Source organism: Streptomyces venezuelae, from assembly GCF_008642335.1.
Taxonomy (GTDB): Bacteria; Actinomycetota; Actinomycetes; order Streptomycetales; family Streptomycetaceae; genus Streptomyces; species Streptomyces venezuelae_F.
The window spans coordinates 3,179,032-3,205,733 of record NZ_CP029191.1 but is presented as its reverse complement, the minus strand read 5'-3'; the positions used below and the strand labels follow the sequence as shown (position 1 = coordinate 3,205,733).

Annotated in this window: 27 protein-coding genes and 5 pseudogenes; 14 read left to right on the top strand and 18 right to left on the bottom strand. The window is 70.0% G+C overall.

Annotation, left to right across the window (positions count from 1 at the left end; translation table 11 throughout):
- Positions 1-2: 2 nt before the first annotated feature.
- The 3 genes from DEJ49_RS14265 to hutI all read left to right on the top strand — a co-directional run bounded on the left by DEJ49_RS14265 (position 3) and on the right by hutI (position 3,900).
- Positions 3-1,211 carry an allantoate amidohydrolase gene (locus DEJ49_RS14265; protein ID WP_150188229.1) on the top strand — a complete coding sequence of 403 codons (1,209 nt, stop codon included), beginning with the start codon at positions 3-5 and terminating at the stop codon, positions 1,209-1,211.
- Positions 1,202-2,572, top strand: a complete 1,371-nt coding sequence (locus DEJ49_RS14260; protein WP_223832832.1) for a formimidoylglutamate deiminase — start codon at positions 1,202-1,204, stop codon at positions 2,570-2,572. Before DEJ49_RS14265 ends, DEJ49_RS14260 begins: the two co-directional genes overlap by 10 nt.
- Before the next feature lie 152 nt (positions 2,573-2,724).
- Positions 2,725-3,900: an imidazolonepropionase gene (hutI, locus tag DEJ49_RS14255; RefSeq protein ID WP_150184468.1), complete on the top strand. Its 1,176-nt coding sequence runs from the start codon at positions 2,725-2,727 to the stop codon at positions 3,898-3,900.
- Between the two features lie 50 nt (positions 3,901-3,950).
- Here the strand turns inward: hutI and DEJ49_RS14250 are convergent, their stop codons facing one another.
- On the bottom strand, positions 3,951-4,742 hold the full coding sequence (locus DEJ49_RS14250; protein ID WP_411757237.1) for an SDR family NAD(P)-dependent oxidoreductase: 792 nt from the start codon (positions 4,740-4,742) through the stop codon (positions 3,951-3,953).
- Between the two features lie 96 nt (positions 4,743-4,838).
- On the opposite strand from DEJ49_RS14250, the gene DEJ49_RS14245 reads away from it, so the two are divergent.
- Entirely contained in the window at positions 4,839-5,708 is an 870-nt protein-coding gene (locus DEJ49_RS14245) for a helix-turn-helix transcriptional regulator (RefSeq protein ID WP_150184466.1), read from the top strand.
- Positions 5,709-5,732: 24 nt separating this feature from the next.
- On the opposite strand, the gene DEJ49_RS14240 is transcribed toward DEJ49_RS14245, so the two are convergent.
- From DEJ49_RS14240 to DEJ49_RS14185, 14 genes and pseudogenes are all read right to left on the bottom strand, one after another.
- Positions 5,733-6,143, bottom strand: a complete 411-nt coding sequence (locus tag DEJ49_RS14240; protein WP_150184465.1) for a VOC family protein — start codon at positions 6,141-6,143, stop codon at positions 5,733-5,735.
- A 79-nt stretch (positions 6,144-6,222) separates the two neighbouring features.
- On the bottom strand, positions 6,223-6,408 hold the full coding sequence (locus tag DEJ49_RS36375) for a hypothetical protein (protein ID WP_223832830.1): 186 nt from the start codon (positions 6,406-6,408) through the stop codon (positions 6,223-6,225).
- Positions 6,409-6,681: 273 nt separating this feature from the next.
- A pseudogene (locus tag DEJ49_RS36975) lies at positions 6,682-6,801 on the bottom strand (protein-L-isoaspartate(D-aspartate) O-methyltransferase); the annotation flags it as partial.
- A gap of 409 nt (positions 6,802-7,210) precedes the next feature.
- Positions 7,211-7,747, bottom strand: coding sequence for a DUF6879 family protein (locus tag DEJ49_RS14230; protein WP_150184464.1), 537 nt, complete (start codon positions 7,745-7,747; stop codon positions 7,211-7,213).
- A 39-nt stretch (positions 7,748-7,786) separates the two neighbouring features.
- Positions 7,787-8,372 (bottom strand): annotated as a pseudogene (locus DEJ49_RS14225) (DUF6879 family protein).
- A 48-nt stretch (positions 8,373-8,420) separates the two neighbouring features.
- Positions 8,421-8,600, bottom strand: a pseudogene (locus tag DEJ49_RS14220) (DUF397 domain-containing protein); the annotation flags it as partial.
- A gap of 182 nt (positions 8,601-8,782) precedes the next feature.
- Positions 8,783-9,244, bottom strand: a pseudogene (locus tag DEJ49_RS14215) (hypothetical protein); the annotation flags it as partial.
- 43 nt (positions 9,245-9,287) lie between these two features.
- Entirely contained in the window at positions 9,288-9,521 is a 234-nt protein-coding gene (locus DEJ49_RS14210; protein WP_150184463.1) for a DUF397 domain-containing protein, read from the bottom strand.
- A gap of 115 nt (positions 9,522-9,636) precedes the next feature.
- Positions 9,637-10,233 carry a DUF5753 domain-containing protein gene (locus tag DEJ49_RS14205; protein WP_317850483.1) on the bottom strand — a complete coding sequence of 199 codons (597 nt, stop codon included), beginning with the start codon at positions 10,231-10,233 and terminating at the stop codon, positions 9,637-9,639.
- Between the two features lie 48 nt (positions 10,234-10,281).
- A pseudogene (locus tag DEJ49_RS36865) lies at positions 10,282-10,497 on the bottom strand (helix-turn-helix domain-containing protein); the annotation flags it as partial.
- 20 nt (positions 10,498-10,517) lie between these two features.
- Complete coding sequence (locus tag DEJ49_RS14200; RefSeq protein WP_150184461.1) at positions 10,518-11,045, bottom strand: DUF6879 family protein; 528 nt, start codon at positions 11,043-11,045, stop codon at positions 10,518-10,520.
- Positions 11,023-11,250, bottom strand: a complete 228-nt coding sequence (locus DEJ49_RS14195) for a hypothetical protein (protein ID WP_150184460.1) — start codon at positions 11,248-11,250, stop codon at positions 11,023-11,025. Before DEJ49_RS14195 ends, DEJ49_RS14200 begins: the two co-directional genes overlap by 23 nt.
- Before the next feature lie 122 nt (positions 11,251-11,372).
- On the bottom strand, positions 11,373-11,666 hold the full coding sequence (locus tag DEJ49_RS14190; protein WP_150184459.1) for a DUF397 domain-containing protein: 294 nt from the start codon (positions 11,664-11,666) through the stop codon (positions 11,373-11,375).
- Positions 11,647-12,498, bottom strand: a complete 852-nt coding sequence (locus DEJ49_RS14185; RefSeq protein WP_150188227.1) for a helix-turn-helix domain-containing protein — start codon at positions 12,496-12,498, stop codon at positions 11,647-11,649. Before DEJ49_RS14185 ends, DEJ49_RS14190 begins: the two co-directional genes overlap by 20 nt.
- 115 nt (positions 12,499-12,613) lie before the next feature.
- Between DEJ49_RS14185 and DEJ49_RS14180 the strand changes: the two genes are divergently transcribed.
- On the top strand, positions 12,614-13,009 hold the full coding sequence (locus DEJ49_RS14180) for an ATP-binding protein (RefSeq protein WP_150184458.1): 396 nt from the start codon (positions 12,614-12,616) through the stop codon (positions 13,007-13,009).
- A 243-nt stretch (positions 13,010-13,252) separates the two neighbouring features.
- The gene (locus DEJ49_RS14175; RefSeq protein ID WP_150184457.1) at positions 13,253-13,954 is read left to right on the top strand and encodes an aspartate/glutamate racemase family protein; all 702 of its coding nucleotides are present in this window, start codon (positions 13,253-13,255) and stop codon (positions 13,952-13,954) included.
- 95 nt (positions 13,955-14,049) lie between these two features.
- Here the strand turns inward: DEJ49_RS14175 and DEJ49_RS14170 are convergent, their stop codons facing one another.
- Positions 14,050-15,000 (bottom strand): RNA polymerase sigma factor SigF, encoded by a 951-nt coding sequence (locus tag DEJ49_RS14170; protein ID WP_150184456.1) that lies wholly within the window; start codon positions 14,998-15,000, stop codon positions 14,050-14,052.
- Between the two features lie 250 nt (positions 15,001-15,250).
- On the opposite strand from DEJ49_RS14170, the gene DEJ49_RS14165 reads away from it, so the two are divergent.
- The 7 genes from DEJ49_RS14165 to DEJ49_RS14135 all read left to right on the top strand — a co-directional run bounded on the left by DEJ49_RS14165 (position 15,251) and on the right by DEJ49_RS14135 (position 22,927).
- Positions 15,251-15,619: an STAS domain-containing protein gene (locus tag DEJ49_RS14165; protein ID WP_150184455.1), complete on the top strand. Its 369-nt coding sequence runs from the start codon at positions 15,251-15,253 to the stop codon at positions 15,617-15,619.
- Between the two features lie 273 nt (positions 15,620-15,892).
- Positions 15,893-16,402 carry an ATP-binding protein gene (locus tag DEJ49_RS14160; RefSeq protein WP_150184454.1) on the top strand — a complete coding sequence of 170 codons (510 nt, stop codon included), beginning with the start codon at positions 15,893-15,895 and terminating at the stop codon, positions 16,400-16,402.
- A gap of 210 nt (positions 16,403-16,612) precedes the next feature.
- Positions 16,613-17,368: an LPXTG cell wall anchor domain-containing protein gene (locus tag DEJ49_RS14155; RefSeq protein WP_150184453.1), complete on the top strand. Its 756-nt coding sequence runs from the start codon at positions 16,613-16,615 to the stop codon at positions 17,366-17,368.
- Between the two features lie 28 nt (positions 17,369-17,396).
- A complete protein-coding gene (locus DEJ49_RS14150; protein ID WP_190329349.1) occupies positions 17,397-18,428 on the top strand; it encodes a hypothetical protein in 1,032 nt (343 codons plus the stop codon).
- A gap of 101 nt (positions 18,429-18,529) precedes the next feature.
- Positions 18,530-19,780, top strand: coding sequence for a hypothetical protein (locus tag DEJ49_RS14145; RefSeq protein WP_223832829.1), 1,251 nt, complete (start codon positions 18,530-18,532; stop codon positions 19,778-19,780).
- Entirely contained in the window at positions 19,780-21,132 is a 1,353-nt protein-coding gene (locus DEJ49_RS14140) for a hypothetical protein (RefSeq protein ID WP_223833181.1), read from the top strand. The genes DEJ49_RS14145 and DEJ49_RS14140 overlap by 1 nt, the downstream gene beginning before the upstream one ends.
- A 433-nt stretch (positions 21,133-21,565) precedes the next feature.
- Positions 21,566-22,927, top strand: coding sequence for a condensation domain-containing protein (locus tag DEJ49_RS14135; protein WP_263398797.1), 1,362 nt, complete (start codon positions 21,566-21,568; stop codon positions 22,925-22,927).
- 39 nt (positions 22,928-22,966) lie between these two features.
- Here DEJ49_RS14135 and DEJ49_RS14130 read toward each other — a convergent pair whose 3' ends face one another.
- The gene (locus DEJ49_RS14130; protein ID WP_150184451.1) at positions 22,967-23,806 is read right to left on the bottom strand and encodes an alpha/beta hydrolase; all 840 of its coding nucleotides are present in this window, start codon (positions 23,804-23,806) and stop codon (positions 22,967-22,969) included.
- 163 nt (positions 23,807-23,969) lie between these two features.
- Positions 23,970-25,466: a peptide MFS transporter gene (locus DEJ49_RS14125; RefSeq protein WP_150184450.1), complete on the bottom strand. Its 1,497-nt coding sequence runs from the start codon at positions 25,464-25,466 to the stop codon at positions 23,970-23,972.
- A gap of 470 nt (positions 25,467-25,936) precedes the next feature.
- On the opposite strand from DEJ49_RS14125, the gene DEJ49_RS14120 reads away from it, so the two are divergent.
- The gene (locus tag DEJ49_RS14120; RefSeq protein ID WP_150168682.1) at positions 25,937-26,614 is read left to right on the top strand and encodes a response regulator transcription factor; all 678 of its coding nucleotides are present in this window, start codon (positions 25,937-25,939) and stop codon (positions 26,612-26,614) included.
- Positions 26,615-26,702: the final 88 nt, after the last annotated feature.

Below are 26,702 nucleotides of genomic sequence, written 5' to 3'. Positions count from 1 at the left end.
GCATGTGGGCGGAGCTGCTGCCCATCGGCCGCGACGCGGGCAGTCACGGCTACCGCCGGTACGCCTGGACCCGCGCGGACGCGGACTGCCGCGCCTGGTTCAAGGCACAGGCGGATACCCGCGGACTGACGTACGAACTGGACCGCAACGGCAACCAGTGGGCGTGGCTCGGCGACCCCGCGGCCGGTGACGCGGTCGTCACGGGCTCCCACCTGGACTCGGTGCCGGACGGCGGCGCGTTCGACGGCCCGCTGGGCGTGGTGTCGTCGTTCGCGGCACTCGACGAACTCCGGGCACGCGAGGCCGAATTCAGCAAGCCCCTCGCGATCGTCAACTTCGGCGACGAGGAGGGCGCCCGCTTCGGCCTGGCCTGTGTGGGCTCCCGCCTCACCGCGGGACAGCTGACGGTCGAGGCCGCGCACAAGCTGACGGACGGCGACGGCGTGACGCTGCCGCGGGCGATGGAGGCGGCGGGTTACGACCCGTACGGCATCGGCCCGGACCCCGAACGCCTGTCACGTATCGGCGCGTTCGTGGAGCTGCACGTGGAACAGGGCCGCGCCCTGGACCTCTCCGGTGACCCGGTGGGCATCGCGTCCGCCATCTGGCCGCACGGCCGCTGGCGCTTCGACTTCCGGGGCGAGGCGAACCACGCGGGCACCACGCGCCTCGTGGACCGCAGGGACCCGATGCTGTCGTACGCGGAGACGGTCCTGGCGGCGCGCCGTGAGGCGGAACTCGCAGGGGCGGTAGCCACCTTCGGCAAGATCTCGGTCGAGCCGAACGGCGTCAACGCGATCCCGTCGCTCGTACGCGGCTGGCTGGACTCGCGCGCGGCCGACCAGTCGACGCTGGACACGGTGGTGACGGGCATCGAGAAGGCGGCCCGCGAGTACGCGGAGCGGCACGGCATCGACCTCGACGTCGTCCGTGAGTCGTTCACACCGGTGGTCGAGTTCGAGGACGCGCTCCGCGACGAGCTGACCAAGATCCTCGGCGCACGCGCGGAGCACCCGCGTCCCCTCCCCGTCCTCGGCACGGGCGCGGGACACGACGCCGGTATTCTGTCCGGCTCGATCCCCACCGCCATGCTGTTCGTGCGGAACCCCACGGGTGTCTCGCACTCCCCGGCCGAGTTCGCCGCCGAGGACGACTGCCTGGCCGGGGTGACCGCACTGGCCGACGTACTGGAAGGGCTGGCGTGCAGGTGACGACGGAGCGCTCGACGGAGACCTACTGGCTGGAGCACGCCTGGCTCGACCCGCACGTCGAGCCGGGCGTCGCGGTCGACGTGACGGGCGACCGCATCACGGCGGTCCGCAAGAACATCGACGTGCCCCCGCCCGGCGCGACGGTCCTGCGCGGCCTGACGGTCCCGGGCCTCGCGAACGCCCACTCGCACGCGTTCCACCGCGCCCTGCGCGGCACGGTCCAGGTCGGCTCCGGCACGTTCTGGACGTGGCGCGAGGTCATGTACGCGGTGGCCGACCGCCTCACCCCCGAGACGTACCACGCGCTGGCGCGGGCGGTGTACGCGGAGATGGCGCTGGCGGGCATCACGACGGTGGGCGAGTTCCACTACCTGCACCACGCCCCCGGCGGCACCCCCTACGCCGACCCGAACGCGATGGGCGAGGCGCTGATCCAGGCGGCGGCGGACGCAGGCGTACGCATCACCCTTCTCGACACGGCGTACGTGGCATCGGGCCTCCTCGACGCGGACCGCGGCAAGGCCCCGGACCGCCACCAGCTGCGCTTCTCCGACGGTACGACGGACGCGTGGGCGGAGCGGGCGTCGCTCCTCAAGGACCGCCCGCACGCCCGGATCGGCGCGGCGATCCACTCCGTGCGGGCGGTGCCGGCGCGGCAGCTCGCCACGGTGGCGGAGTGGGCGTCGGCCCGCACGGCCCCCCTCCACGTCCACCTCTCCGAGCAGACGGCGGAGAACGAGGCGTGCATGGCGGCACACGGCCGCACCCCGACACAGCTCCTGTCGGACCACGGAGTCCTGGGCCCCCGCACGACGGGCATCCACAACACCCACCTCACGGAAGAGGACATCGCCCTGCTGGGCGGTTCCTCGTCCGGCACCTGCATGTGCCCGACGACGGAACGCGACCTGGCGGACGGCATCGGTCCGGCGCTCCGCCTCCAGCAGGCGGGCAGCCCCCTCTCCCTGGGCAGCGACAGCCACGCGGTGATCGACATCCTGGAGGAGGCCCGCGCCATGGAGCTGAACGAACGCCTCCGCTCCCATACGCGCGGCCACTGGACGGCGGCGGCGCTGCTCCGCGCGGCCACGGCGGACGGCCACGCGGCCCTGGGCTGGCCGGACGCGGGCACGCTGGAGCGGGGCGCGCTCGCGGACCTCACGACCATCACCCTGGACTCGGTCCGCACGGCGGGCCCACTCCCCCGCCTGGCGGCGGAGACGGCGGTCTTCGCGGCGACGTCGGCGGATGTCCGGCACACGGTGGTGGGAGGCACCCGCGTCGTACGCGACGGCGCACACGCCCTGATCCCGGACGTGCCGGGGGCCCTGACGGAGGCGATCGCTGCGCTGAGAGATTGAAGCGTTCCCGAGCCCGCTGAGCTCCGGATGTCAGCCCCTCCGGCGTTTGAGGAGCGGGGTCTGGGGCGGAGCCCCAGTTTCGGGAAGGGGCGGGCTCGGGGAAGTAACCCGCTTGAACCCCAGCCCCACCCACCCCCCCCGGGAGAAGCCCCATGCCCCGCACCACCCTCATCACGAACATCGCATCCCTCGTCACCAACGACCCCGTGCAGGGCGACGGCGGCCCGCTGGGCCTCATGACGGACGCGGCCGTAGTCCTGGAGGGCGAGACCATCGCCTGGGTGGGCCCGACGGCAAAGGCCCCGTCGGCAGACGAGACGTACGACGCCGCAGGCCGCGCCGCCATCCCCGGCTTCGTCGACTCCCACTCCCACCTCGTCTTCGCCGGCGACCGCACCCAGGAGTTCAACGCCCGCATGTCGGGCCGCGCGTACGAGGCGGGAGGCATCCGTACGACGGTGGCGGCGACGCGAGCGGCTACCGACGCCGCACTGGAGGCGAACCTCACCCACTACCTCGAAGAGGCCCTCCGCCAGGGCACGACCACGTTCGAGACGAAGTCGGGCTACGGCCTGAACACCGAGGACGAGTCCCGCGCCCTCCGCATCGCCGCCCGCCACACCGACGAGGTCACGTTCCTCGGCGCGCACATCGTGTCCCCGGACTACGCGGAGGACCCGGCGGCGTACGTGGACCTCGTCACCGGCGAGATGCTGGACGCCTGCGCCCCCCACGCCCGCTGGATCGACGTCTTCTGCGAGAAGGGCGCGTTCGACGGCGACCAGGCCCGCGCGATCCTGACCGCGGGCATGGCGAAGGGCCTGCACCCGCGCATCCACGCGAACCAGCTGTCGTACGGCCCGGGAGTGCAGCTGGCCGTAGAACTGGACGCGGCATCGGCGGACCACTGCACGCACCTCACATCCGAGGACATCGACGCCCTGGCGAACAGCTCGACGGTGGCGACCCTCCTCCCCGGCGCGGAGTTCTCGACCCGGGCCGAGTGGCCCGACGCCCGCCGCCTCCTGGACGCGGGCGCGACGGTGGCCCTGTCCACGGACTGCAACCCGGGCTCGTCGTTCACGTCCTCGGTGCCGTTCTGCATCGCCCTGGCCGTGCGGGACATGGGCATGACCCCGGACGAGGCGATCTGGTCGGCGACGGCGGGCGGCGCGGCGGCCCTGCGCAGGACCGACGTGGGCCGCGTCACCGTGGGAGCCCGAGCGGACCTCGCCCTCCTCGACGCCCCGAGCCACGTCCACCTGGCGTACCGCCCGGGAGTCCCGCTGGTCGACGAGGTGTGGCGCCGAGGCGCGCGGGTGGCGTAAAACGGGACGGCGGCAGGGGGCAGGCGGCAGGGGGCAGGGGGCAGGGGGGATCACGCCGCCCACATCCCCCCATCGACCCTCAGCACCGTGCCGGTGACGTAGGAGGCCCGGTCGCTCAACAGCCAAGCGGCGGCCTGAGCGACCTCCTCGGGCTCGGCGGCACGCCCCAGCGGAGTCTGGGAGTTCAGATGCTCGATGGTGCCGGGCGACTTGGCGTCCCACTCGCGGAGCATCTCGGTGAGCGTGGTGCCGGGGGCGACGGCGTTGATACGGATGTTCTCGGGCCCGTACGTGACGGCGGCGGACGCGGTGAGACTGTTGAGCGCCCGCTTCGTCGCCCCGTACACGGGCAGGTCGGGGTTGGCCATGAGGCTCCCGACACTGGACGTATTGACGATGGCACCGCGCTTGGACGTGGCGCGGATGGCGGCGATCTCGGCGTTCATGGCGAGCCAGGGCCCCTTGAGGTTCACGGCGCACACCTGGTCGAAGTCGTCCTCGCCCAACTCGTCCATGGGCCCGGGGGGCTGCCCGGTGGCCGCGTTGTTGAAGGCGACGTCGAGCCGCCCGTAAAGGTCGACGGCCGCCGCGACGGCACTCCGCACGCTCCCGCCATCACCGAGATCGCACACCACGTAATCGGCGACGCCACCGCAACTTCGAATATCCTCGACGACCCCCTGCAACTCCGTCTCCGTACGCGAAGCAAGGAGAACTCGCGCCCCCTCCCGGGCAAAGAGCCGAGCAGCCGCGGCACCGATGCCGCGCCCGGCCCCGGTGACGAGGGCGACCTTGCCGGAGAGAAGCCCGACACTGGAATCAGCGGATGTCATGTCATTCATGTCATTCATGAGGAGAAGCCTGAGCCGCCCACCGCTCCCCATCCAGGCCCCACCAGTACCTGGCTGAGCTGCGACGATCCCCGGCACACTGGACGGGTGAACCGACAAGACTTCGACCGGGAACGCGACCTGGCGGACTTCCTGCGCAGCCGGCGCGAACGCATCACGCCCGCCGACGTGGGCCTGCCCGCGGGACCGCGCCGCCGCACGCCGGGCCTGCGCCGGGAGGAGGTGGCGCAGTTGGCGTACATCTCGACGGAGTACTACACACGCCTGGAACAGGCACGGGCCCCGCACCCGTCCCGCGAAGTCCTGGCCCAACTGGCCCGCGCGCTGCGCCTGTCGGACCCGGAACGCGACCACCTCCACCACCTGGCGGGCGTCCCGCCCACCCTGCCGCAGGGCCCGTCGAGGGACGTGCGGCCGAGCATCGTCCAACTCCTGGACAGACTCCCGGAGGCGGCGGCGGTGGTGCTGTCGGCGACGTACGAGGTCATCGCGTGGAACGGCTTGGCGGCAGCGCTGATGGAGGACTTCTCCCTCCTGCCTCGCCACGCCCGCAACCTGGCCCGCCGAACATTCCTGACTCCGCGGCAGCCAGGCATGGGCTGCTCCCTCTACGGCGTCTCCGACACGGAGGAATTCTCCCGAACGATGGCGCAACACCTCCGGGCGACGGCGGCGCGCTACCCGGAGGACCCGGAGGTGCGGTCGCTGGTGGCGGAACTCCGGGCGGGCAGCCCGGAATTCGCCACGCTCTGGGCCACCCACGAGGTGGCGACCCGCCCCACCCTCTGCAAGACGTTCCAGCACCCCACGGTCGGCCTGGTGGCCGTGCACTGCGACGTCCTGGACATCACGGACCGCGACCAACGGGTCTTCATCTACACGGCGGCCCCGGGCTCGGAGGAGGCGATGCGCCTCTTGTCGGTCATCGGCACGCAGCGCATGGACGTACCGGGCTGAGCGGCTCGTCCAAGAAGACGGGCCCTAGTCGCGCTCGGGCCAGGCGGGTCCCTCGTCGGTCCAGGTCACGCCCTTGTTGCGGCAGAGGCAGAAGGGGTGGCCGACGGGGTCGGCGTACACGCGGAAGCCGTAGCCCTCAGGGCCGACCATGTCCTGCTTCAGGGTCGCCCCGAGGGCCAGGACGCGGCTCTGTTCGGCCTCGATGTCGTCGACTTCGAAGTCGAGGTGGAACTGCTTGGGGTGCTCGCTGTCGGGCCACTGCGGGGCGAGGTAGTTCTCCACCGGGGTGAAGGCCAACTCGATGTCGCCGAGCGGGATGCCGGCCCAGTGCTCGTTACTGTCCCCCTTGACCGGGACCCCCGTCACCTCGGAGTAGAAGGCTGCCAGCTTCATCGCGTCGGGGCAGTCGATGATGAAGTCAGTAAGTCGTAGCATCCGGCGATCTTGCCACAAGGGCATTCGTCGCTGCGGCTGTTATTTCGCCTGTCGGACGGTCCAGCCAGAAGTGCTCGCCTTACTCGTCGCAGGTCACCCCGAAGCGTGTGTAGTGCGGCTGCCCCGCGAGCCGCCAAGCGCTGTACGCGTCGACAAGCTCGCTCCAGAGGTCGCGGTCCCCGTAGACGGTCACCGCATCCGCCCGCCACCACTCGTCGTAGTCGACGATCGCGACCGACGTCCCCGCCTCGTCCCAGAGCTGCACCTGCCTGTCCTCACCCTGCCCGCGATGGCAGAGGGACACGTCAGGCAGGTACAAACCCAGCGCGAAGTCCTGGGCCCAACCCCGCTCCAGGACCTCCGCGGGGTCGATGGGCGAGGCCTCCTTCCGGCTGTCGGGAGGAGGGGACAGCCGATGTTCGGGGCGATGGCTGCGTACCCACATGTAGCAGGCGCCACCGACGAACCGGCCTGACGCGACCCGTCCCCGCATCCGCAGCCTCAGGAGGCCACCGCGGGCGTAGAGGGTATTGAAAGGCGTCAGGATGATCGCCCCCTCGTTGCACTGCTCGCGCCACTGACGAGGGATGCTTCGTACGGCCGCCGTCGAGATGACCCGGTCGTGGGGCGCGGTCGCCGCCCACCCCTCCAGGCCGTCGCCGCAAACCGTTGTGGGCGTGCAGAACCCTGTGACCGGGTTCGACCGCGAGTCGGTTCAGCTTCTCGAGGACGATGTCCAGTGCTGAGACGGAGGAGCTGAAGTCCCCAGCCGTCGGCCCCTGTTCAGCCGTGTCACCGTCATTCATCTGCGTGATGAGTGAGCGATGGGTATTCCATACGGCCCTGCGCCACGCGTCTTCGTCGACCCGCCTGTCGATCACCTCGTGCCGGCCGAGATCGTCCGTGCCGTACCCCCAGAACGCGTCGGGGACGAAGACCTCGCGGTCCACGGCGTCGAAGGCCGGCCGAAGCCATGGGGGCCGGAACGCCCCCATGACGTCGAGTTCCCGGCGAGCGATTGCCCGGTAGCTCATTCCCCCTGCTTACTCGTTGCTGTGCTTTGCTTCTCAGGTTCGGTAGGCACCGAACGGTATGGCGCTTTTCAGGGCGAGGTCGCGCCAGGCGAGGTACTTGCCCATGTCGGGGTTCTGGACGAGTTCGCGGTTGATCTGCGTGCCGTCGGGACGGTAATTCAGGTGTACGACCGCCATTTCGTCGAACATCCAGAAGTCCTGCTCGGGAAGTCCGGGGTTCGGCCGGTCCGTCACATCGACAATCCGGTAGTCCTCCCCGGCGGCGACGTTTCCAGGAATGCACCACTCGAACAGATACCTGCTGTACGGCGTAAGCGGCCGACGCACGATCTTTGCGCGCGTCATCGTCTGACCCGCCTCCGCGTGGTCTCTGACCGTGTGGTGCCACGAGGTGTTGAAGTCGTCGGGCTTCTCGGCTCCCGCAAGGAATGCGCGGATCGTCTCGGCCTCGGCGGGCATGGTGTACGTCTGATGCACTTCGAGCCGGAAAGCAGAACGCGTGAAGTCGCGGAAGTACGCCTGCCACGCGTCGCCGTCCAGCAGTACGGGGCCAGAGCCATTCACGGGCATGGGCCGCCTCCTTCGGTTGTCTTTCGGGATGAGCACGACCTATTCGCCATGAGGCGTCGGGTGGGTCACGTCGTAGCCCTGGATCGCCGGCAGTGCGGGATCCAGCGTCGCGCCCAGCACGTACTCCTCGAACGGCACGGCGTGCGCCAGTGCCGTGCGCTGCCATTCCCGGTACGGGCCCGGGTCGCCTTCGTACGCCTCGCGACCGATCTGCGTCCCGTCCGGGCGAAAGTCGAGATGCGCGATGCGGGAGCCGTCGAACATCCACCAGTCGCGCCCGGTCAGCGGCAGTCCGAAGTCATCCCCGCGTGACGTCCAGGACGCGGATGTCCTCTCCGGCCGCGACGTTGCCGGGGATTCCCCACGCGAACTGGTACCGCTGGTAGTCCGTGAGTGGTCGGCGCACGATGCGGACGCGGCCAATGCGGCGGCCGGACGCGACGTAGCCGCGGATCCGTTCGTGCCAACGGACGTTGTGGTCGACGGGTTTGGCCTCGCCCCGCAGGAAGCGGGCGACGCTCTCCTGCTCCCTGGGCATGGTGTACGTCGGTTGCGCCTCGAACCGCCAGGCCTCCCGCTCGAAGCGGTCGAAGAATCGTCGCCAGTCTTCACCATCCAATGGCATGGGTCGCCCCTTGTAGGTAGCGGGTCCGTCCGCCGCGATCGCGGCGACGAAAGGGGACCACGCGGTGGCCGGGAACACGAGGGTGGGGCCGTCCGTCCTTTTGGAGTCCCGAACGGGGACCACGCCGGAAAAGCCGTCGGCGACCTCCAGGCACAGGCCACCGGATCCGTTGCTGTAACTGCTCTTGCGCCACTGAGTGGCGCTGAACTCATGCGTGCGACAGGCCATTTGCGGAACCTCCACGGCTTCACTGATCCTTCTCAGGCACTGCTCGGGGTAACGATGCCGACGCTGACAGGCAACCGTGCTGTCGGACAGTCCAGCCGGAAGTGCTCACCTTCCCGGTTTTCGTCGACCGACTTGGCGCCCTCGCACAGCGGTGCGACTGCTACGACTGGTTCCGGACCTCCCACGGGGCACGGGAGCATGGGCAGGCAGCGGTTGGGGGAGCAGCACACCAAGGCCAGGGACAGGAATGTGGGGCGTTCCAGATAGCAGCCATGGGACACGTCCCCTCCACGACTCAGTCGGTCTGCGGCGGATTCGACGAGCATGGCCAGGCGCCCGCCATCTCGTCCGCCTTCGGAGTCGAACCTGGCGGCGTACTCGCTCAGTCGTTCTCCGAGCCAGTCCGCCGCTTCCTTGGGTTCCTCCCACGTACCCCGGACCAGCTTTTCCGGCTTGATCAGCCAGTACGCCGTCTCCAGCGGCGGCAGATCAACGACCGGGAACTCCACCTTCACCTCACGGTGACGCAGAACGAGATCGGGGCGGCTCCCGTCCGGAGGCGAGTGCGGCGGCGGAGGCCGCCGCAGCGCTTCGTCGTCATACCGCTGCTTGGGACCGGTCCACAAATATCCGTGGTGGTGCACCTGTCGTCCCCTTAGGAGAGTACGGAGTAAGGACGTGGAGCCGTCAGACGGAGAGCCCGAACCGCGCCGGGTCGATGCCGGCGGCGTCCAGCTCGGCGGTGCTGAAGCGCAGCGGCTCGGCGCCGGGCCGCTTGCTGTCACCCACGGCCCAGGCGCCCTCGCCGATCTTCGCGAGGGTCACGCACGCCTCACCGTCGGGGTGGGTGTTGCCGCCGCAAGCCTTGCTGTAGACGACGGCTTCGGTGATGTGAAGGCTGTAGATGTCGGTTCCGGGCATGGTTCACCTTCCGGGAAGTGGTGCGCCTCTCGCCGCGCACCTGCCGAGTGGTCCTGCTTCAAAGTAGGGACCGCGGAATTCGGCGTTCAATGCACTTCTACGAACTTGCACCGCTTCACCTGAGCGCCTCGATGGCCGAGGCGATGAGCTGCCTGGCTGCGGTCCCGTAAACGGCGATGCCGGACAGCTCGGCGAAACTCTTCGCGTATTCAGCGATCTCGCGCGGCTGCGTCACGGTGAGACCGGCGGACACCAGTTCGGCGGAGACCTGCTTCACGTCGTAGATGGCGAAGGACTCGACGGGCCATGCATTCCCCCGCACAACCCCCATGGGGATCACGCCGAGGCTCACGGACGGCGTGGCCGTCAGGCCGATGAGGTGGACGAGCTGGTTCGCCATGGTCTCCGGCGAGCCGATCACGGACCGCAGAACCCACTCCTCGATCAGGAAGGCGAAGCGGCGTCCCCCGGCGTGCAGGATGTGCTGGCGGCTCATACGGGCGGTCACCGCGTCGTCAATGTCCGCAGAGATTTCGCGCAGTGCGACGACGGTGCTGAGCATGGCTCGGGTGTAATGCTCGGTCTGGAGCAGACCGGGGACGACCTGCGACTGGTAGAAGCGGAACCATCGGGTTCGCAGGAACAGTGGCAGCACCGATTCCTGTACATGCTTCAGACCAGCGCTCTCCACGCGGCGCCACTCGACGTACATGCCGTCGATGCCGCGAGCCGTCGCGATGAGGTCCGCCGTCTCATGCTCGGCGCGACAGATGCGGGTCCACGTTCGGATGTCCTCATCCGAAGGGGAGGTTTTGCCGTTCTCGAGTCGCGAACTCTTCGACTCGTGCCAACCGGCCTCCGCCGCCAGAGCACGCCCGGTCAGGCCGGATGCCTTACGGATTTCACGTAGGCGCTCCCCGAGTGCGTCTCTGGCTTGCCGGACGCTCGGGGGCGGCGGAGGTGGCGGCGGAGGCACGCCGTATCAGGTCTACAGGCTCAGAACGGCCTGTACTCCTCGTGCGGAACGGCCCGTTCCCACACTGCCTCGAAGGCCGTGCGGCAGAGCTGGACCACTTCAGGCGCAGATGACCGTTCCTCGTCGCCTTCGGGGGACAGCTCTCCGTCACCCGTGAAGTGCAGGAAGAGGACGAGGCTGTCGTCGAAGAGCCAGAAGTCGTTCCCCGGGAGCGCGAGGTCCGATGTCCGGCGACGCGGAAGCCAACGGACGATCTCACCGGCTGCAATGTTGCTCGGCGTCAGGTGATGCTCGTAGCGCAGGTAGTCACTCATCGGCTCGGAGAAGATCCGGGCACGACGAACTTCCACTCCGCGGCTGGTGATCTCCTTCATGAGCGAGAGCCACGGCCTCGTCTCGGGTGGACGCAGTCGCTGAACGCTCCGGGGGTCCTCCGACCACGAGACGAAGTCCTGGTCGGAGCGCATGTAGCCGTCCCGCATCTCAAGGTGTACGGCAGAGCGCTTGGTCTGCCGGAACAGTTCCTCAAACGTCGGCTCCGCGGCCACCGCTCACCTCCGGGAAGAACTGCACCATGTACGTCGGGATCTCGACGACCGTCTCGTGGTCCGGGAGGTCCATTTGTACGTGGCGTTCGTCGTCGAGGACCTTCAGCCCCTGGACGAGGTACCGGTCCGTCACGTCGTCGTAGTAGATCGTCGCGGACTTGCCCTCGGGAGAATTCGGGTCCTTGCCCAGCATGCGCAGTGCCATGGTGACCACCTTGTTCGTGGAGACGATCTCTGAGTACGAGGTTGCTTTAAACGCGCGACGCGCGCAGCAAACTTGCACGAACTTGCGTGACGTTGAGGTCCCCGAGTAGCCGCACGACAGTGTCAGCGGGCGGGCTGGTCCCCGGCGAGTGCCTCGATGAAGGGGGCCCAGGCGGTCGCCGGAAACACGAGGGTGGGGCCGGCCGTCAGTTTGGAGTCCCGGACGGGGACGAGGCCGGGGAGGCCGTCGGTGACTTCGAGGCAGTCTCCCCCGTCACCGTTGCTGTGGCTGCTTTTACGCCAGCGGGCAGCGCCGGGGAACCGTTCGGCGACCTCGACGCAGTCGCCGCCGGACCCGTTGCTGTGGCTGCTCTTGCGCCACACGGCTGCGCTCAAGTCAATGTCGTTGCACGCCATTTGCGTAGTCCTCTGCCGCTGCCTCGATCATGTCCAGGGACGCCTCAGGTGGCAATGCGGCGGCCCTGAGCAGATCGTACGACCTGCGGTAGTCCTTCACGAGCGCTGGGTAGTCGATGAGTTGGCCGCTGTGAAGTCCCTCCGTGTAGACCACGGGTGGGGCATCCGGGAAGGTCATGACCTTGCTCATGCCCATCATGAAGGGGTGGGCCGCTGCGGTTTCCGGAAGGATCTGCAGAACGCCCTGCACGGAGCGGATCACCGTCGAGATGTGCCGAAGCTGGTCCGCCATCTGTTCGGACGGCACCAACGGCTTGCCGATCAGCGTCTCGTGCAGGATCACCCAGAAGCCCGGAGGCGCCTCCCGCTCCCACAGCGTCGCACGCTCCAAGCGCGCGGTGACCTGTTTCTCCACGATGTGCGGCCGCAGCCAGGGCAGTGACGTCCGTACGACGCCCTCGGCGTACGCCCGCGTCTGCAGCAGCCCAGGAACCAGCATCGGCGCCCACTCCTCGATGCTCTCCGCGAACCGTTCCATCTCCGCGACATCGGCGAAGTACTCGGCATGCCCGCCCTGGCGGGCCTTGCGCGCATCTTCACAGCGGCGTTGGAAAAAGCCGTCCGTCCGGAGCCTGGTGTCGACGTGCTGGGCCAGATCGGACGGCATGCGCCGCTCGCCGCGCTCGATCTGGCTGAGGAAGGAGACGGCCCGGAAGCTGCCCTCGGCCAAGCCCTCCAGCGTGAGGCCCGCCGCCTCTCTCTTGAAACGCAACTCCGCGCCGTAGAAGGCCGGAACGCTCGCCGACGCGTCGGGATCCTTACGAGGAGGCACAACCCACCACCGCCATTTGCCAGTTACTCTGCGCAACCCGTACCCCTGTCACGTTACGCCGCCCCACGCCACTGTGTGACCGCACCGTCACAGAGCGCACGGAAGGCGTACCCCCATGCAAGAGCCACCCCCCACCTCCCCGCCACCCCCCTTCGAACTCTCCCTGCTCGCCGTCCCCAAAGCCGTCCCAGAGATCCGCCGCACCCTGAGCGAGCACCCCTACGGCAGCCCCCACCCCGACGTACAGCTCTGCGTCAGTGAGTTGCTCAGCAACGTGATCCGGCACCTCGGCGAGGGGACGCCCGTCACCGTCCGCCTCACCACCGCCCGCGACCGCATCCGCGTGGCCGTCACCGACCCGGACCCCCGCGCCTGGCCGCTCCTCCGCAGCGCGGGCCGCGACGACGAGACGGGCAGAGGGCTCGCTCTGCTGGACGCCGTCTCGCTGCGGTGGGGCGTGGAACAGGGCCCCGACAGCAAGACGGTCTGGTGCGAGCTGGGGGAGGGGTAGGGGCATGCTGCGCCGCCTACTGACCTGGCTGCTGCCCGGCACGGGTGCGCGACGCGCGCCGCAGGCGAGAACAGCCGGAACATGTCGGCCGAAGCAGCGCCACCCGGTCCGGAACCTCCGCCCCCGCAGCCCCTACGCCCGCGACGCCGCCGAGAACCGTCCCATCGACGTCAGCGGCGTCCCTCTCACCCGGCCCTACCTCCGAGCCCACGCCCACACAGAACCCTGCGGCATCCTGGCCCCATGAAGACCATCGGCCTCATCGGCGGCATGAGCTGGGAGTCCAGCGCCGAGTACTACCGGCTCCTCAACGAACTCGTACGGGAACGGCTCGGCGGGCTGCACTCCGCGCGCTGCGTGCTGTACTCCGTCGACTTCGCCGAGATCGAGCGGCTGCAAGTACAGGGCGAGTGGGAGCGGGCCGGTGGCGTGCTCGCCGCCGCTGCCAAGGGGGTTGAGGCCGCCGGGGCCGATCTCGTCCTCATCTGCACCAACACCATGCACAAGGTCGCCGACCAGGTGCAGGACGCGATCTCCGTGCCGCTGCTGCACCTCGGGGACGCCACCGCCGAGGCCGTACGCCGGGCGGGGGCCACGCGGGTCGGGCTGCTCGGGACCGCCTTCACCATGGAGCAGGACTTCTACCGGGATCGCCTCGCCGCGCACGGGCTGGACGTCCTCGTGCCTGACGAGGCCGGCCGGGACGTCGTCCACCGCGTCATCTACGAAGAGCTCTGCCTCGGCGTCGTACGCGAGGAGTCGCGTGTCGCGTATCAGGAGGTCATCCGCGGCCTCGTCGACAGAGGTGCGCAGGGCGTCATTCTCGGGTGTACGGAGATCGAGCTGCTCGTCCAGCAGGAGCACAGCCCCGTACCCGTGTTCCCCACCACCCGGCTCCACGCCGAAGCCGCCGTCGACGTAGCACTCACCGACAACAGCGGGTGAGGGACAGCGGGTGACGGGACGTCAGTAGGGCCCGTCCCTTCAAGGGGCGGGCCCTACCACGGTGTTCGCGCGCCCGAGCCGAGCGCGGCGGCACCTCACTCCTCGACCGTCAGTCCCTTGCGGAGCTTGACGAGAGTGCGGGACAACAGTCGTGAAACGTGCATCTGCGAGATGCCGAGCTCCTCGCCGATCTCCGACTGCGTCATGTTGGCGACGAAGCGGAGCGAGAGGATCTTGCGGTCGCGCGGGGGCAGCTCGGCGATCAGCGGCTTCAACGACTCGACGTACTCGATGCCTTCGAGGCCGTGGTCCTCGTAGCCGATGCGGTCCGCGAGCGCGCCCTCGGAGTCGTCCTCCTCGGGCTGCGCGTCCAGGGAGCTCGCCGTGTAGGCGTTGGACGCGGCCATCCCCTCGACGACCTCTTCGTTGGAGATGCCCAGGCGCTCGGCGAGCTCGCCCACCGTGGGGGCGCGATCGAACTGCTGGGCGAGTTCGTCGCCCGCCTTGGCGAGGTCCAGTCGGAGTTCCTGGAGGCGGCGCGGGACGCGCACCGACCAGCTGGTGTCGCGGAAGAAGCGCTTGATCTCGCCGACGATCGTCGGCATCGCGAAAGTGGGGAACTCGACGCCGCGGCTGAGTTCGAAGCGGTCGATCGCCTTGATGAGGCCGATCGTGCCGACCTGGATGATGTCCTCCATGGGCTCGCTGCGGGAGCGGAACCGGGAGGCGGCGAACTTCACCAGGGCGAGGTTCAGTTCGACCAGGGTGTTGCGGACGTACGCGTATTCGTGCGTGCCTTCTTCGAGGGATTCGAGCCGCTCGAAGAGAGTCTTGGACAGGGCCCTCGCGTCCAGCGGCGCCACTTCGGCGTACGGCGGGATCTCGGGGAGACCGTCGAGGCCTTCGTAGGTGTCCTCGGCGATTTCGTGGGCACTCTGAGTCGGGACGGACTCGTGGGCGGGCGCCGGGATCTCGGTGGCGGAGCGGTGCGGCGGGAGTGTCGACGTCGCCTGGTCAGTATGCGATTCGTCGAGCCGGGGTGACATGGTGTCCTCCATCGTTCTCGGCATATGGCTGCCGATGCCAATACGTGCACTGCGGTGTGCGGCGCCTCCAAAGCCGTCCGTGTCGATTGATGTCTCTTCTACCCCTACCCGCTTCCGCGCTTCGGTCGCAAGTGCGTTCTGGTGCTAAATGTCCGAATTCGGGGGGATGTTCGGGTACCCCGGAGCGCCAGGAGGGCGTAATGTTCAGGGGCGTCATCAACAGCAACGACGGTCGGAAGAGAGAGACGGCATGGACCGCGGGACGGTCGGCAGCGCACACAGGGGCCGGCTTCTGGTCGAAGTCCGGAAGGTGGGCGCGAGTGCCGTCGTGACCCCGGCGGGTGAGTTGGATCACCACACCGCCGACGTGTTGCGCGAACCACTCGAAAACTGCCTGTCAGAGGGCTACGCACGGCTTGTCGTCGACTGCTCACGTCTTGAGTTCTGCGATTCCACGGGACTCAACGTGCTCCTCGGTGCCCGGCTGAAGGCCGAGGCCGCCGGTGGCGGGGTTCATCTCGCCGGGATGCTTCCGGTGGTCGCCAGGGTCTTCGAGATCACCGGCGCGGAGGCGGTCTTTACCGTTCATGACAACCTCGACGCGGCCCTCGGAGAGTGACTCCGAAGTGGTCATGCGAGAAAATGTCGTGGTCACAGGCGAAAGTTATGTGTCAGTTTCCTCTGTGTGATCATGGCGTTACCAGTGTCACAAGGACCGTGCCGAACTAGTGGGTGTTCTCACGGTTCGTCCGGGCAGGAGAGACCTGGATCCCGTAGTCGGCGATCCGCGCAGTCAGCAGAGTCAACAGTCAGAACGGCAAGCGACAGCCCCAGCAGCCGATGTTCCCAATCCAGTCCAGTCCAGTCCTCCTGTCGGTGAGGTGAAGCGCTGATGAGCACCACCCGGCCTTACTCGCCGGGCGACCGCGGCCCGGAGTCCGAGGCCGCAGTCGCGGACGCTCCCGCGGAGCGGGCCTCAGGCACGCCCGCCGCCCGGCAGGTCCGCAGGCTGAGCCTGAACGGCGCGAGCGGCATCGTGCCGCTCGCCCGCGACTACACGCGCGAGGCGCTGCACGCGTGGGGCTGGCTCCCCGCGGAGAGCGCCGACCGGCGCGCGGCCGCCGAGGACGTGCTCCTCGTCGTCTCCGAGCTGGTCACCAACGCCTGCCTGCACGCCGAGGGCCCCGACGAGCTCTGGCTGTCCTCCGACGGCAAGGTGCTGCGCATCGAGGTCTCCGACCGCGGCACGGGCCAGCCCGCGCCCCGCACCCCGCACCGCGCCGGGCGGCCCGGCGGGCACGGCATGTTCATCGTGCAGCGGCTCTGCCTGGACTGGGGCGTCGTCCGCAGCCCCGGAGTCGCGGGCAAGACCGTCTGGGCGGAGGTGGGGGCGCCCGCGTAGACCGCGGGCCTTGCCCACACGACCGCGGGCCTTGCCCACACCGTTACCCACGGTTACCACACGCGCCGGATCATCACGGATCCGGCGCGTCTTTTGTCTTCCCTCGTCAAGGTCCCCGGCGTACCTTGAGCGCCCAATCTGATGTGCCGTCAGTAACACCCGTCACTCCGCACCGCGGCACGCCACGACCGGCATGAGGGGACAAACGAGGTGTCGCACACGAAAAAATCGGCCGCGCTCGCGCTCGCCACCGTCCTGGCCGGCGGCTCAGCGGTGCTGCTGGCCGCCCCCGCCGCGCAGGCCACCGTCCAGGACGTCAACTATCAGTGCAAGACACCGATCGGGGACAAGAGCGCCGTCTCGCCGATCGACATCAAGAGCGTCAAGAGCGGCAGCGGCTACAAGCTCACCATGTCCTTCCAGAAGGGCGTCTCCTCCAGCCCCGTCGAGCTCGGCAAGGGCGCGATGAAGCCAAGCGCGGTGATCAAGCTGGGCGGCGCGGAGAGCGGCACGGTGCCGGTCTCCGGCGCGACGAACGCCGAGGCCATCCCCGCGAACACCCCGATCAAGATCAGTGACCTGTCGGGGACGTACACGCCCAAGAAGAGCGGCAAGGTCACGTTCACGGCCGGTGTCCTCACGATCAAGGCGCTCGGTACGACCACGACGTGCACGCCGTCCAACAATCCCAAGCCGTCGCTCGAACTCGACGTCAAGGGCGCCGGTGGTTCCGGGGGCTCCGGGAGCTCCGGGGGCGGTTCGGGCGGGGGCTCCGACGCGACCGGTGGCGGCACGGGTACGACGGGCGGCTCCGGCAGCGCACCCTCCGGCGGCGGCGAGCTCCCGCAGACCGGCCCCGCGGACTCCGCCGTCGCACTCGGCACCCTCGGCGGCACGGTGCTGCTCGCGGGAGCGGCCGGGGCGCTGTGGCTGACGCGCAGGAACCAGGCGGCACGGTCGCGGTAGGGCCCGCGGGACGACTGAGGAGCCGCCGATGACATTCTCCGTGCGAGGTGGGTTGTACGCGGCTGCCCTGGCGCTGCTGGTGGTGGCCGGCGGCGCCGGGCCCGCGCACGCGGACGGTGGCGGGCGGGCGGATGGCGGTGATCGCGCGGACGGCAGTGGTGGCGGCCCGGCCGCCTGGTCCGTCGCGCCCTCGTCCGGCGGCGGCACCCGGCCCGCGAAGGACGGGCGGCCCTCCTTCTACGCGGAGGGCACCCCCGGAGCCGTGCTCCAGGACACCCTCTCCGTCACCAACCCCGGCCCGAAGCCCCGCACGATCACCCTGCGGGGCGCGGACGCCCGCAACACCGGCTCCGGAGCGTTCTCCGTCACGCCCGCCAAGGGCACGCCGAAGGACACCGGGGCGTGGATCAGTTTCGCGAAACGTCAGGTGAAGGTGCCCCCGCGGACCCGGGCCGAGGTGCCGTTCAGCGTCACCGTGCCCACGAACGCGATGCCCGGCGACCACCCGGGGGCCATCGTCGCGAGCGGGGGCGGCCGCACGGTCGGCGTACGCGTGGACCTGCGGGTCGAAGGACCGACGCTCTCCGCGCTCACCGTCGAACGCGTCGACGTCGACACCGACGCGGGCAGCATCTCGTACGACCTGGTCAACCGCGGCAACACCGTGCTGACCCCGAAGCTCGCCGTGCACGCGGACGGTGTCCTCGGCGCCCGCCTCGACCGCCCCGCGCGCACGCTGCCGGTCGAGCTGCTGCCCGGCCGCCGGGTGTCCCTGACCGAGCCGTGGCCGGGCGCCCCGGCGTTCGACTCGGTCGACGTCGAGCTGACGGTCACGGCCGCGGGCGGCGCCCGCGACACCGCCACGGCCGCGGCCCGCTTCGTGCCGTGGGGCGCGGTGGCGGGCGGGGCTGCGCTGCTGCTCGCGGCGGTCGGCGGGGCGCTGCATGTCGTACGCAGACGGGGGCGGCGGCGCACGGAGGAGCCCGAGACGGGCGACGGCGGCGAACGGGCGGGCGAGACGCGGGAGTTGGCGCGAGCGGGGACGGGAGACGAACGGTGAACGGTGAGAACGGCCCCGGCCCGGGGGCGCATGCGGGAACGGAAACGGGAACGGAAACGGGAGCACGAGCGGGTGTGGGTAGGGGCAGGGGAGCGGGCCTGGTGCGGGGGGCTGTGGCTTTCCTCGCCGCCCTGGCTCTCCTCGGTCTCACGTTGCTGCCGCAGGCGTCCGCGTCCGCATCCACACCCGCATCCACACCCGCATCCACACCCGCGGCCGCCGCCGCGGCCAAGCCCGCCAAGCCGACCGTGAAGCTCTCGGCGTCCCAGGCGGGCAAGGGCGGTTCCGTCACCGTCAAGGGCGCGGGGTGGCGGCCCGACGCACTCCTGATGATGCTCGTCTGCGGCCAGTCGGCACCCGGCAAGGGCGTCGTCGGCGGCACGAACTCCTGCGCCAACTCCGACGGTCGCGCCGTCACCACGGACGACGACGGCGCGTTCAGCAAGAAACTCCCCGTCGCAGAGCCGCCGGAGCCCTGCCCCTGCGTCGTCCACGTGGCGACGGTGACGGGGGAGAAACAGCAGGTCGACGCCGTATTGAAGGTCGCGGGCCACCCCGTGAAGCCGCTGCCCGCGCAGGCGAACGGCGGCAGGCTCTCCGTGCTGACCGACACGGCGCTGGAGGGGTCCAGCGGGGTGCTGACCTGGTTCGGCGCCCCGCCGCAGCGCACGCTCGAATTCACCGTCGGCAACGTGGGCTCGGTGCCGGTGAAGGACCCCGTCTTCCAGGTCGGTACGTCCCACGGCGTGTTCGCGCCGCAGTGGGAGGAGCAGCAGTGGCGCGGCACGATCGCTCCCGGCGAGAAGGCGCGGATCAAGCTGCCGGTGGAGCTTTCGGCGGGGGCGCACGGGGACTATCTGGTCTCGCTGAAGTTCGGCGGGAAGGTCCTCGCCGAGCAGCCGTGGGGCGTGGGGCGTCCGTGGGGCGTGACGCTCTTCTGGCTCCTGCTGTGCGTCGTCGTGCCCGCGGCCGTCTTCCGTATCGGCATGGCGGTCGTGGACCGGCTCCGGCCGAACCGGCGCGGCGCGTCCCGGTCGGGCGCCGGGCGACGCCGCGGTGCCCGCGTCGCCGAACTCGCGCGCCGTATGCCGCGGTTGAGGCTGCCGCAGGGGGCGGTCGACGCGGACCGGAAGGGGCGGGCGTCGCATGCGGCGCGTACGTCCGGCAGGTACCCCAAGGGGGCGCCCGGTGCGGGCGATCCGGGCGGCACGGGTGACCCGACGGTCACTGCCCCCGCCCCCGGCCCCAGCACCGGCGCCCTGCCCTGGTTCACCCCCGACACAGACCCCGGCGCACCCGCAGGCCGGCTCTCCGCACCGTCCGACGACAGTCCGACGAAGGGAACCACGTGATCACGCAACGACGGAGAGCGGGCGCGGCCTCGGTCGCGCTCCTGCTGGGCGGAGCGGGGGTTCTGCTGACCGCGGGGCCCGCGCACGCCGCCGCGGCCGCCGCGGTCGCCTACAAGACGGAGTGCATTCCGCCGCCGATCTCCGGTCTGCCGCCCGTGCAGGGCACGACCCAGGTCGAGATCAGCGCGCCCGCGACGGCGAAGGTCGGCGACGAGGTCGAGGTGGTGTGGAAGACGACGCAGGCCGCGTCCAAGAACCCGGACGTCCTGGACCTCGGCGAGAACACGGTGCAGCCGACCGGCACGATCAAGCTGGCCGGGGGCCGGACGGGCGACCTGAAGATGACGGGTGAGCGCAAGAACCCGCCCATCAAGAAGAACAGCCCCATGCTCCTCTCCGACATGAAGGGCAAGCTCAAGCTGACGGCGGCGGGCGAGGTGACGCTGACGCCGGACGCGTACAACATCAACGTCAACAAGCCGATCTCGACGGACACGAAGTGCACGCCCAAGGAGCGGGTGGGGGTGGGCGCGACGATCAAGGTGACGGCGGGCGGGGGCAGTTCGGGAGGTTCGTCGACGGGCGGGTCTTCGTCAGGTGGCTCCTCTTCGGGTGGTACGACGGCTGGGTCCTCCGGCGGTTCTACCGGTGGTTCCGCCGGCGGTTCCACCGGCGGGGGAGGTGGGCAGACCGACTTCCCCGGCAAGGAGGTCCAGACCCCGTACAAGTGCAAGACGCCCATCGGCGACAAGGAGGCGACGTCGCCGGTCCAGATCAACGCCAAGAAGGACGGCGGGAGTTACGGCCTCACCGTGCAGTTCAAGAAGGCGGTGATGGACAGCCCGGCGGACATCCCCGCGGACTCCGTGAAGCCGTCGATGGAGGTCGCGCTGGGCGGCGCGGACAAGGGCACGGTGCATGTGGAGGGGCCGACCAACAAGGAGCCGATCAAGTCGGGCGACCCGATGACGATTCCTGACCTCACCGGGACGTACAAGCCGGGGGCGGACGGGAAGTCGACGCTGTCGCCGGGTGTCCTGACGGTGAAGGCGCTGGGCACGACGACGACGTGTACGCCGGCGAAGGCGGAGGTCTCCCTCGAACTCGACACGTCCGCGCAGCCGGGCGGGGCGGCGGGGGGTTCCTCCGGGACGGGTGGTTCCGGTGCGGCCGGGGGCTCCGGTACGGCGGGTGGCTCCGCCGCGGGTGGCTCCGCCTCGGGCGGGGGTCTCGCGGAGACGGGGGCGGAGGACGACGGGGCGCTGCGGGCGCTCGGTCTTGTCGCCGGCACGGTGATCCTCCTGGGCGGAGCGGTCTTCACGTTCCTGCCCCGGCGCCGGGGCGCGCGCTGACCTGTGCCCCGGTGGGGGCGCGGGGAACTGCGCGAGCAACCCGCGACTGCCCGCGGCCGCCGATGCACCGCGGGAGGCAGACGCGTCTGCGGGCAGTCGGTGGCTGGTCGCGCAGTTCCCCGCGCCCCTGAACGGCACCTCCGTGCGGGGAGCGTTGTGTGCGGACGAACCAGGCGACGGCTTCCCTGCGGGCCCGTCGTGGCTGGTCGCGCAGTTCCCCGCGCCCCTTGACCGCACCTCCGTGCGGGGAGCGTTGTGTGGGCGTCGACCCGTGCGTCGGCTCCCCAGGGGCGCGGGGAACTGCGCGAGCAACCCGGAACTGCCCGCAGGCGACGGCCGGTCGCGCCGGTCCCCGCGCGGATTCCGTGACGTGCCGTTGCCCCGCGGGAGGCGTCTCGTTGGGCGGGGCGTGATGCAGGTAAACGTCGAAGACGTGCAGTTCGCCCCGGGAGACGTGTACGAGTGGCGGATGGTCGCCGCGGACGGGAACGAGCAGCCGAGCGGGGTCACCAGCTTCAACCAGGAGAAGCACTTCAGCATCGCCCAGGAGGCCCGCGCCGCCGACGACTACCTCACCACGTACATCGCCGCGACGTTCGAGCTGTCCGGCCCCGTCGACCGCGAAGCGCTCGGCGCCGCCCTGCTGCACTTCGTACGGCGCCACGACGTCCTGCGCAGCACCTTCCAGCAGCTCACCGGCGGCCTGTCCTGTGACGTCCTCGCCCCGGAACACGTCGAGTTGAGGCCGGTCGACCACGGGCACGCGGAGTCGCCGTCCGCCGTACGCGACCTGCTGCACCACATCTTCCGTGGAGTCGACCCGCTCGTCTGGCCCATGATCCGGCTCGGCGCCGTCATCCGGGACGACTCCGCCACCGTGTGGTTCTCCTGCGACCACGCCGTGGCCGACGGGCTGTCCATGCCGGTCGGCGTGCGCGACATCGCCGAGGCCTACCGCGCCTACGCGGACGGCCGCACCCCCGCCCTCCCCGAGACCGGCAGCTACCTCGCCTTCAGCCACGAGCAGCGCGACCGCAACATCGACCTGCACGTCGACGACCCGCGCCTGGACCGCTGGAAGGCGTTCATCGCCGGGACCGGAAGCCTCTTCCCGCGCTTCCCGCTGGACATGGGCCTCGAGCCGGGCCGCATGTACCCGGCGGCCAACGAGACCACGTGCCTGCTCACCGCCGAGGAGATGAAGGGTCTTGAGACGGTGTGCCGGGACGCCGGCGGGAAGGTCCACATGGGGCTGCTCGCGGCCGTGGGCGTGGCCGTGCGCAAGGAGGGCGGGCCCGACGTCCACCGGACCCTCATGCCGGTCAGCGACCGCGGGAACGGGCCCTACGCCCACGCGATGGGCTGGTTCGTGAACACCATGCCCCTCGCGTTTCCGGTGGGTGACGGTCAGAGCTTCGGCGCCGTCATGGCCGGCGTGCGCGCCGCCCTCACCGACATGTGGCAGCACATCGACGTCCCGTTCGTGCGGGTGTGGGAACTGCTCGCCCCCGACGAGTACTGCGCCCATCACTACTGGCCGTACTCGGTGAACTGGTTCTCGTACCTCGACGTCCGCCGTTCCCCCGGAGCGGAGTTCCACATGGAGCGCAACGCCAGGTCGCACGTGTGGGCGGAAGGGTCGGGCTGGTACAACTTCTGGCTCGTCCGCACCGATACCGGCCTCTACATGAACGCGATCTACGCAGGGACGGACCGGGCGAAGGAGACGAAGCGCGCTCTCGACGGCACGCTGCGGCGCACGCTGCGGAACCTCGTCGACTACGGGGGCTTCTGAGCCGACTACGGGGGCTTCTGACCCTCGTCCTCGTATCCCTTACGCGTGTCCCCGCAGCCACCGCAGGACCGACTGCGCCATTCCCGAGCCCCGCAGCAGCGGGCCCCCGTGCGCGGACCCCGGCACCGTGCGGACCGTGATGTCGCCCAGGCCCGCGCCCCGCTCCGCGCCCGCCAGCTCCGAGGAGTGCGTGCGCGGCACGAAGTCCCCCGCGGAGTGGATCAGGAGGAGCGGCGCGTCGTCCGCGCCCGACGCGTGGGACGCGACCGACAGGTCCGTCCAGCGTGCCCGGCACGTCCGCCCCGCCCCCGTCTCCGGCACACACCCCGCGAGCCGCGCCGCGGATCTCCGCAGCGCCCGCCGCTCCGCGGACGCCCCCGGTCTCGCCCCGTCGCGCCACGCCCGCAGCGGCGAGGCCACCGGCGACAGCGCGACCACGCCCCGCGACCGTGCCCACCCCGCCCCGTACGCGCCCGCCTGCAGCGCGAGGTGCCCACCCGCCGACGAGCCGAGCACGAGGGGGCGCCGCCCGTCCTCCCTGCGCTGCACCCAGTGGAGCGCCGCGAGGACGTCGTCGCGCTGGGCGGGCCAGACCGCGTCGGAGGTGAGGCGGTAGTCGGTGTCGTACACGGTGAACCCGCGCGCCGCGAACCACCGCGCCCAGCCGCTCCAGTCGGTGTCCTTCGACCAGTAGCCGCCGTGCACGATGACGAGTGGGGTGCCGCCGTCGCCGTACACCGTGATGTTCTGGCGGGGGTGTCCCCCGTAGCGGAAGACCTGCCCGTGCGGCGGCTCGGGGGCCGCCTCGGCGGTGGCACCGGACGACAGCAGCGCCCCGCAGAGGGCCAGGCTGAGCAACGTACGACGCATGGCGTGCATGGCGAGATGTTGCACCGCTTGGGCGTCCCGTTCCCGCACAACCCCCACGCACCACCTGTGCGGGTGGCGGAACGTTCCTCTGTTCGCACGCCGCCAGGGTCTGCAGACAGCGGAAAGGGCCGCTGCTTCAGGAGCAGCGGCCCTTTCCGATGAAACCGTGGGGTCAGTTGACCGAACCCATGAGTTCCTTGACCTTCTTGCGGGACGTCCAGATCCCGAAGCCGGCCAGGACGGCGATGATCGCTTCGACGGCGACCGCCCCCGAATTGTTCAGGTCCACGCCCAGCTGCGGCGAGGTCAGCAGACCCGTCACCGAGTCGCCCGCGGTGACCGCGAGGAACCAGACACCCATCATCTGGGCGCTGTACTTCTCCGGGGCCATCTTGGTCGTGAGCGACAGGCCGACCGGGGAGAGGCAGAGCTCGCCGACGGTCTGGATGAAGTAGATCGAGACCAGCCACATCGGGCTGACGCGGCCGCCGTTGTTCGCGGTGTCGATCAGCGGGATGAGGAAGACGGCGAAGGAGATGCCGATCAGCGTGAGGCTGGAGGCGAACTTGACGGCCGTGCTCGGCTCCTTGCCCCGCTTGTTCAGCCACAGCCACGCCGAGGCGACCACGGGGGCCAGCGCCATGATGAAGATCGGGTTCAGCGACTGGTACCAGGAGGTCGGGAAGTCGAACCCGAGCAGGTTGTTCGTCGTCGAGCCCTTGCCGAAGATCGACAGCGTCGAGCCGTTCTGGTCGTAGATCATCCAGAAGACGGCGGCGACCACGAAGAACCAGATGTAACCCGACAGCTTGGACTGCTCCAGCTGCGAGAGCTCCTTGTCGCGCTTCATGCGGGCCAGGACGGTCACCGGGATGACCAGACCCGCGATGATCAGCGGCATCAGGGCCCAGTCGGCGAAGTTGCCGGTCACGCCCATGAGCGTGTAGAGCGCGGCGGCGACGATCAGCCAGATCAGGCCGTTGCGCAGGGCCGAGGCGCGCTGCTGCGGCGTCGCGGGCTGCGAGACCACGCTGCTCTGCGCGCTCAGGTGACGCGAGCCGATCATGAACTGGGCGAGACCCAGCGCCATGCCGACCGCGGCGAGCGCGAAGCCGAGGTGCCAGTTGACGTTCTCGCCGACCGTGCCGATGGACAGCGGGGCGAGGAAGGCACCGAGGTTGATGCCGATGTAGAAGAGCGTGAAGCCACCGTCACGGCGCGGGTCCTTCGGACCGTCGTAGAGGTGGCCGACCATCACGGAGATGTTCGCCTTCAGGAGACCGGAGCCGAGCGCGACGAGCGCGAGACCGGCGAAGAAGGTGGCCGAGCTCGGCAGCGCGAGCGTGATGTGGCCGAGGATCACGACGGCCGCACCGATGACGACCGTCTTGCGCGGACCCCAGAAGCGGTCCGCCATCCAGCCGCCGGGCATGGCGAGGAGATAGACCATCGACATGTAGACGGAGTAGATCGCCGTCGCCGTCGTGGCACTCATGTTCATGCCGCCGGGGGCGATCAGGTACAGCGGGAGAAGTGCCTTCATGCCGTAGAAGCTGTAGCGCTCCCACATCTCGGTCATGAAGAGAGTGGCCAGTCCGCGGGGGTGGCCGAAGAAGGTCTTCTCGGAGCCAGGGGTGCTGGCGGAGTCCTTCGTCAGGCTGGACGCCATGGGTCGATCCTCGTGGGTTCGGGACGCGCGCGGCAGGAGCGTGAGCGCGCCCGGTGGGGGGCGGTCGGCACCGTCGTCATGCCGCCCACCCCCACGCCCAGGGGGAGTTCACCCCGCGAAAGAGGCGAGGGGCGGTGACTCCGGGATCCACACCCTGGCGCTTCCTCGCGCGCAGGGCCCGACCACAGGTCATTCCTTTCAAGGCTGGCCGAAGCCGGCCCGCACATAAAAGAGACCTAAGGCGCGCACAGCGGGCCAAAGGTCCTTGAGTAGTGCATCAGGCGTTGGGTCACCATACGACACGTCAGGGATGCATATGGAAGGACTTGAGAGATGGATCACAGGTGTCGCTGCAACCAGCGGCACACATTCAAAGGTGTTTCACAGAATTGCTTCCCACAGCCGCAGGGTCGCCCCCACACTGTGCGATCACCTCCCTGACGTTGTCCACTGCGGACTACCATCACCCCATGACCCGTGTACTGCTCGCCGAGGACGACGCGTCCATCTCGGAGCCGCTGGCCCGCGCCCTGCGGAGGGAGGGGTACGAGGTCGAAGTCCGTGAGGACGGCCCGACCGCCCTCGACGCAGGACTGCAGGGCGGCGTCGACCTTGTCGTACTCGACCTGGGGCTGCCCGGCATGGACGGCCTGGAGGTCGCCCGCCGGCTGCGGGCCGACGGGCTCACGGTGCCGATCCTGATCCTGACCGCGCGCGCCGACGAGGTGGACACGGTCGTCGGTCTGGACGCGGGCGCCGACGACTACGTGACCAAGCCCTTCCGGCTCGCCGAGCTCCTCGCCCGGGTCCGGGCGCTCCTTCGACGCGGCGCGAGCGAGCCCAAGGAGGCGCCGGCCACGCACGGCGTGCGGATCGACGTCGAGTCGCACCGCGCGTGGATGGGCGACGAGGAGCTCCAGCTCACCGCCAAGGAGTTCGACCTGCTGCGGGTCCTGGTGCGGGACGCGGGGCGGGTCGTCACGCGGGACCAGCTGATGCGGGAGGTCTGGGACACGACGTGGTGGTCCTCCACGAAGACCCTCGACATGCACATCTCCTGGCTGCGCAAGAAGCTCGGGGACGACGCGGCGAATCCGCGGTACATCGCGACGGTACGGGGAGTCGGTTTCCGCTTCGAGAAGAGCTGACGTCACCCGTCGGGGGGGGCGGTACCCGAAGTCCCCCAGGGGCGCGGGGAACTGCGCGACCAGCCAGGTACAACCCGCACCCGCCGTA

Bases quoted from the DNA above. Each gene is read 5' to 3' on its own strand.
- DEJ49_RS14210 (WP_150184463.1), bottom strand. From the start codon at position 9,521: ATGCCCGGAACCGACATCTACAGCCTTCACATCACCGAAGCCGTCGTC.
- DEJ49_RS14265 (WP_150188229.1), top strand. From the start codon at position 3: ATGTGGGCGGAGCTGCTGCCCATCGGCCGCGACGCGGGCAGTCACGGC.
- DEJ49_RS14130 (WP_150184451.1), bottom strand. From the start codon at position 23,806: ATGCACGCCATGCGTCGTACGTTGCTCAGCCTGGCCCTCTGCGGGGCG.
- DEJ49_RS14120 (WP_150168682.1), top strand. From the start codon at position 25,937: ATGACCCGTGTACTGCTCGCCGAGGACGACGCGTCCATCTCGGAGCCG.
- DEJ49_RS14190 (WP_150184459.1), bottom strand. From the start codon at position 11,666: ATGGCGTGCAACGACATTGACTTGAGCGCAGCCGTGTGGCGCAAGAGC.
- DEJ49_RS14175 (WP_150184457.1), top strand. From the start codon at position 13,253: ATGAAGACCATCGGCCTCATCGGCGGCATGAGCTGGGAGTCCAGCGCC.
- DEJ49_RS14160 (WP_150184454.1), top strand. From the start codon at position 15,893: ATGAGCACCACCCGGCCTTACTCGCCGGGCGACCGCGGCCCGGAGTCC.
- DEJ49_RS14125 (WP_150184450.1), bottom strand. From the start codon at position 25,466: ATGGCGTCCAGCCTGACGAAGGACTCCGCCAGCACCCCTGGCTCCGAG.
- DEJ49_RS14170 (WP_150184456.1), bottom strand. From the start codon at position 15,000: ATGTCACCCCGGCTCGACGAATCGCATACTGACCAGGCGACGTCGACA.
- DEJ49_RS14250 (WP_411757237.1), bottom strand. From the start codon at position 4,742: ATGAATGACATGACATCCGCTGATTCCAGTGTCGGGCTTCTCTCCGGC.
- DEJ49_RS14195 (WP_150184460.1), bottom strand. From the start codon at position 11,250: ATGGCACTGCGCATGCTGGGCAAGGACCCGAATTCTCCCGAGGGCAAG.
- DEJ49_RS14230 (WP_150184464.1), bottom strand. From the start codon at position 7,747: ATGCCCGTGAATGGCTCTGGCCCCGTACTGCTGGACGGCGACGCGTGG.
- DEJ49_RS14180 (WP_150184458.1), top strand. From the start codon at position 12,614: ATGCAAGAGCCACCCCCCACCTCCCCGCCACCCCCCTTCGAACTCTCC.
- DEJ49_RS14240 (WP_150184465.1), bottom strand. From the start codon at position 6,143: ATGCTACGACTTACTGACTTCATCATCGACTGCCCCGACGCGATGAAG.
- DEJ49_RS14150 (WP_190329349.1), top strand. From the start codon at position 17,397: ATGACATTCTCCGTGCGAGGTGGGTTGTACGCGGCTGCCCTGGCGCTG.
- DEJ49_RS14205 (WP_317850483.1), bottom strand. From the start codon at position 10,233: ATGTACGTCGAGTGGCGCCGCGTGGAGAGCGCTGGTCTGAAGCATGTA.
- DEJ49_RS14165 (WP_150184455.1), top strand. From the start codon at position 15,251: ATGGACCGCGGGACGGTCGGCAGCGCACACAGGGGCCGGCTTCTGGTC.
- hutI (WP_150184468.1), top strand. From the start codon at position 2,725: ATGCCCCGCACCACCCTCATCACGAACATCGCATCCCTCGTCACCAAC.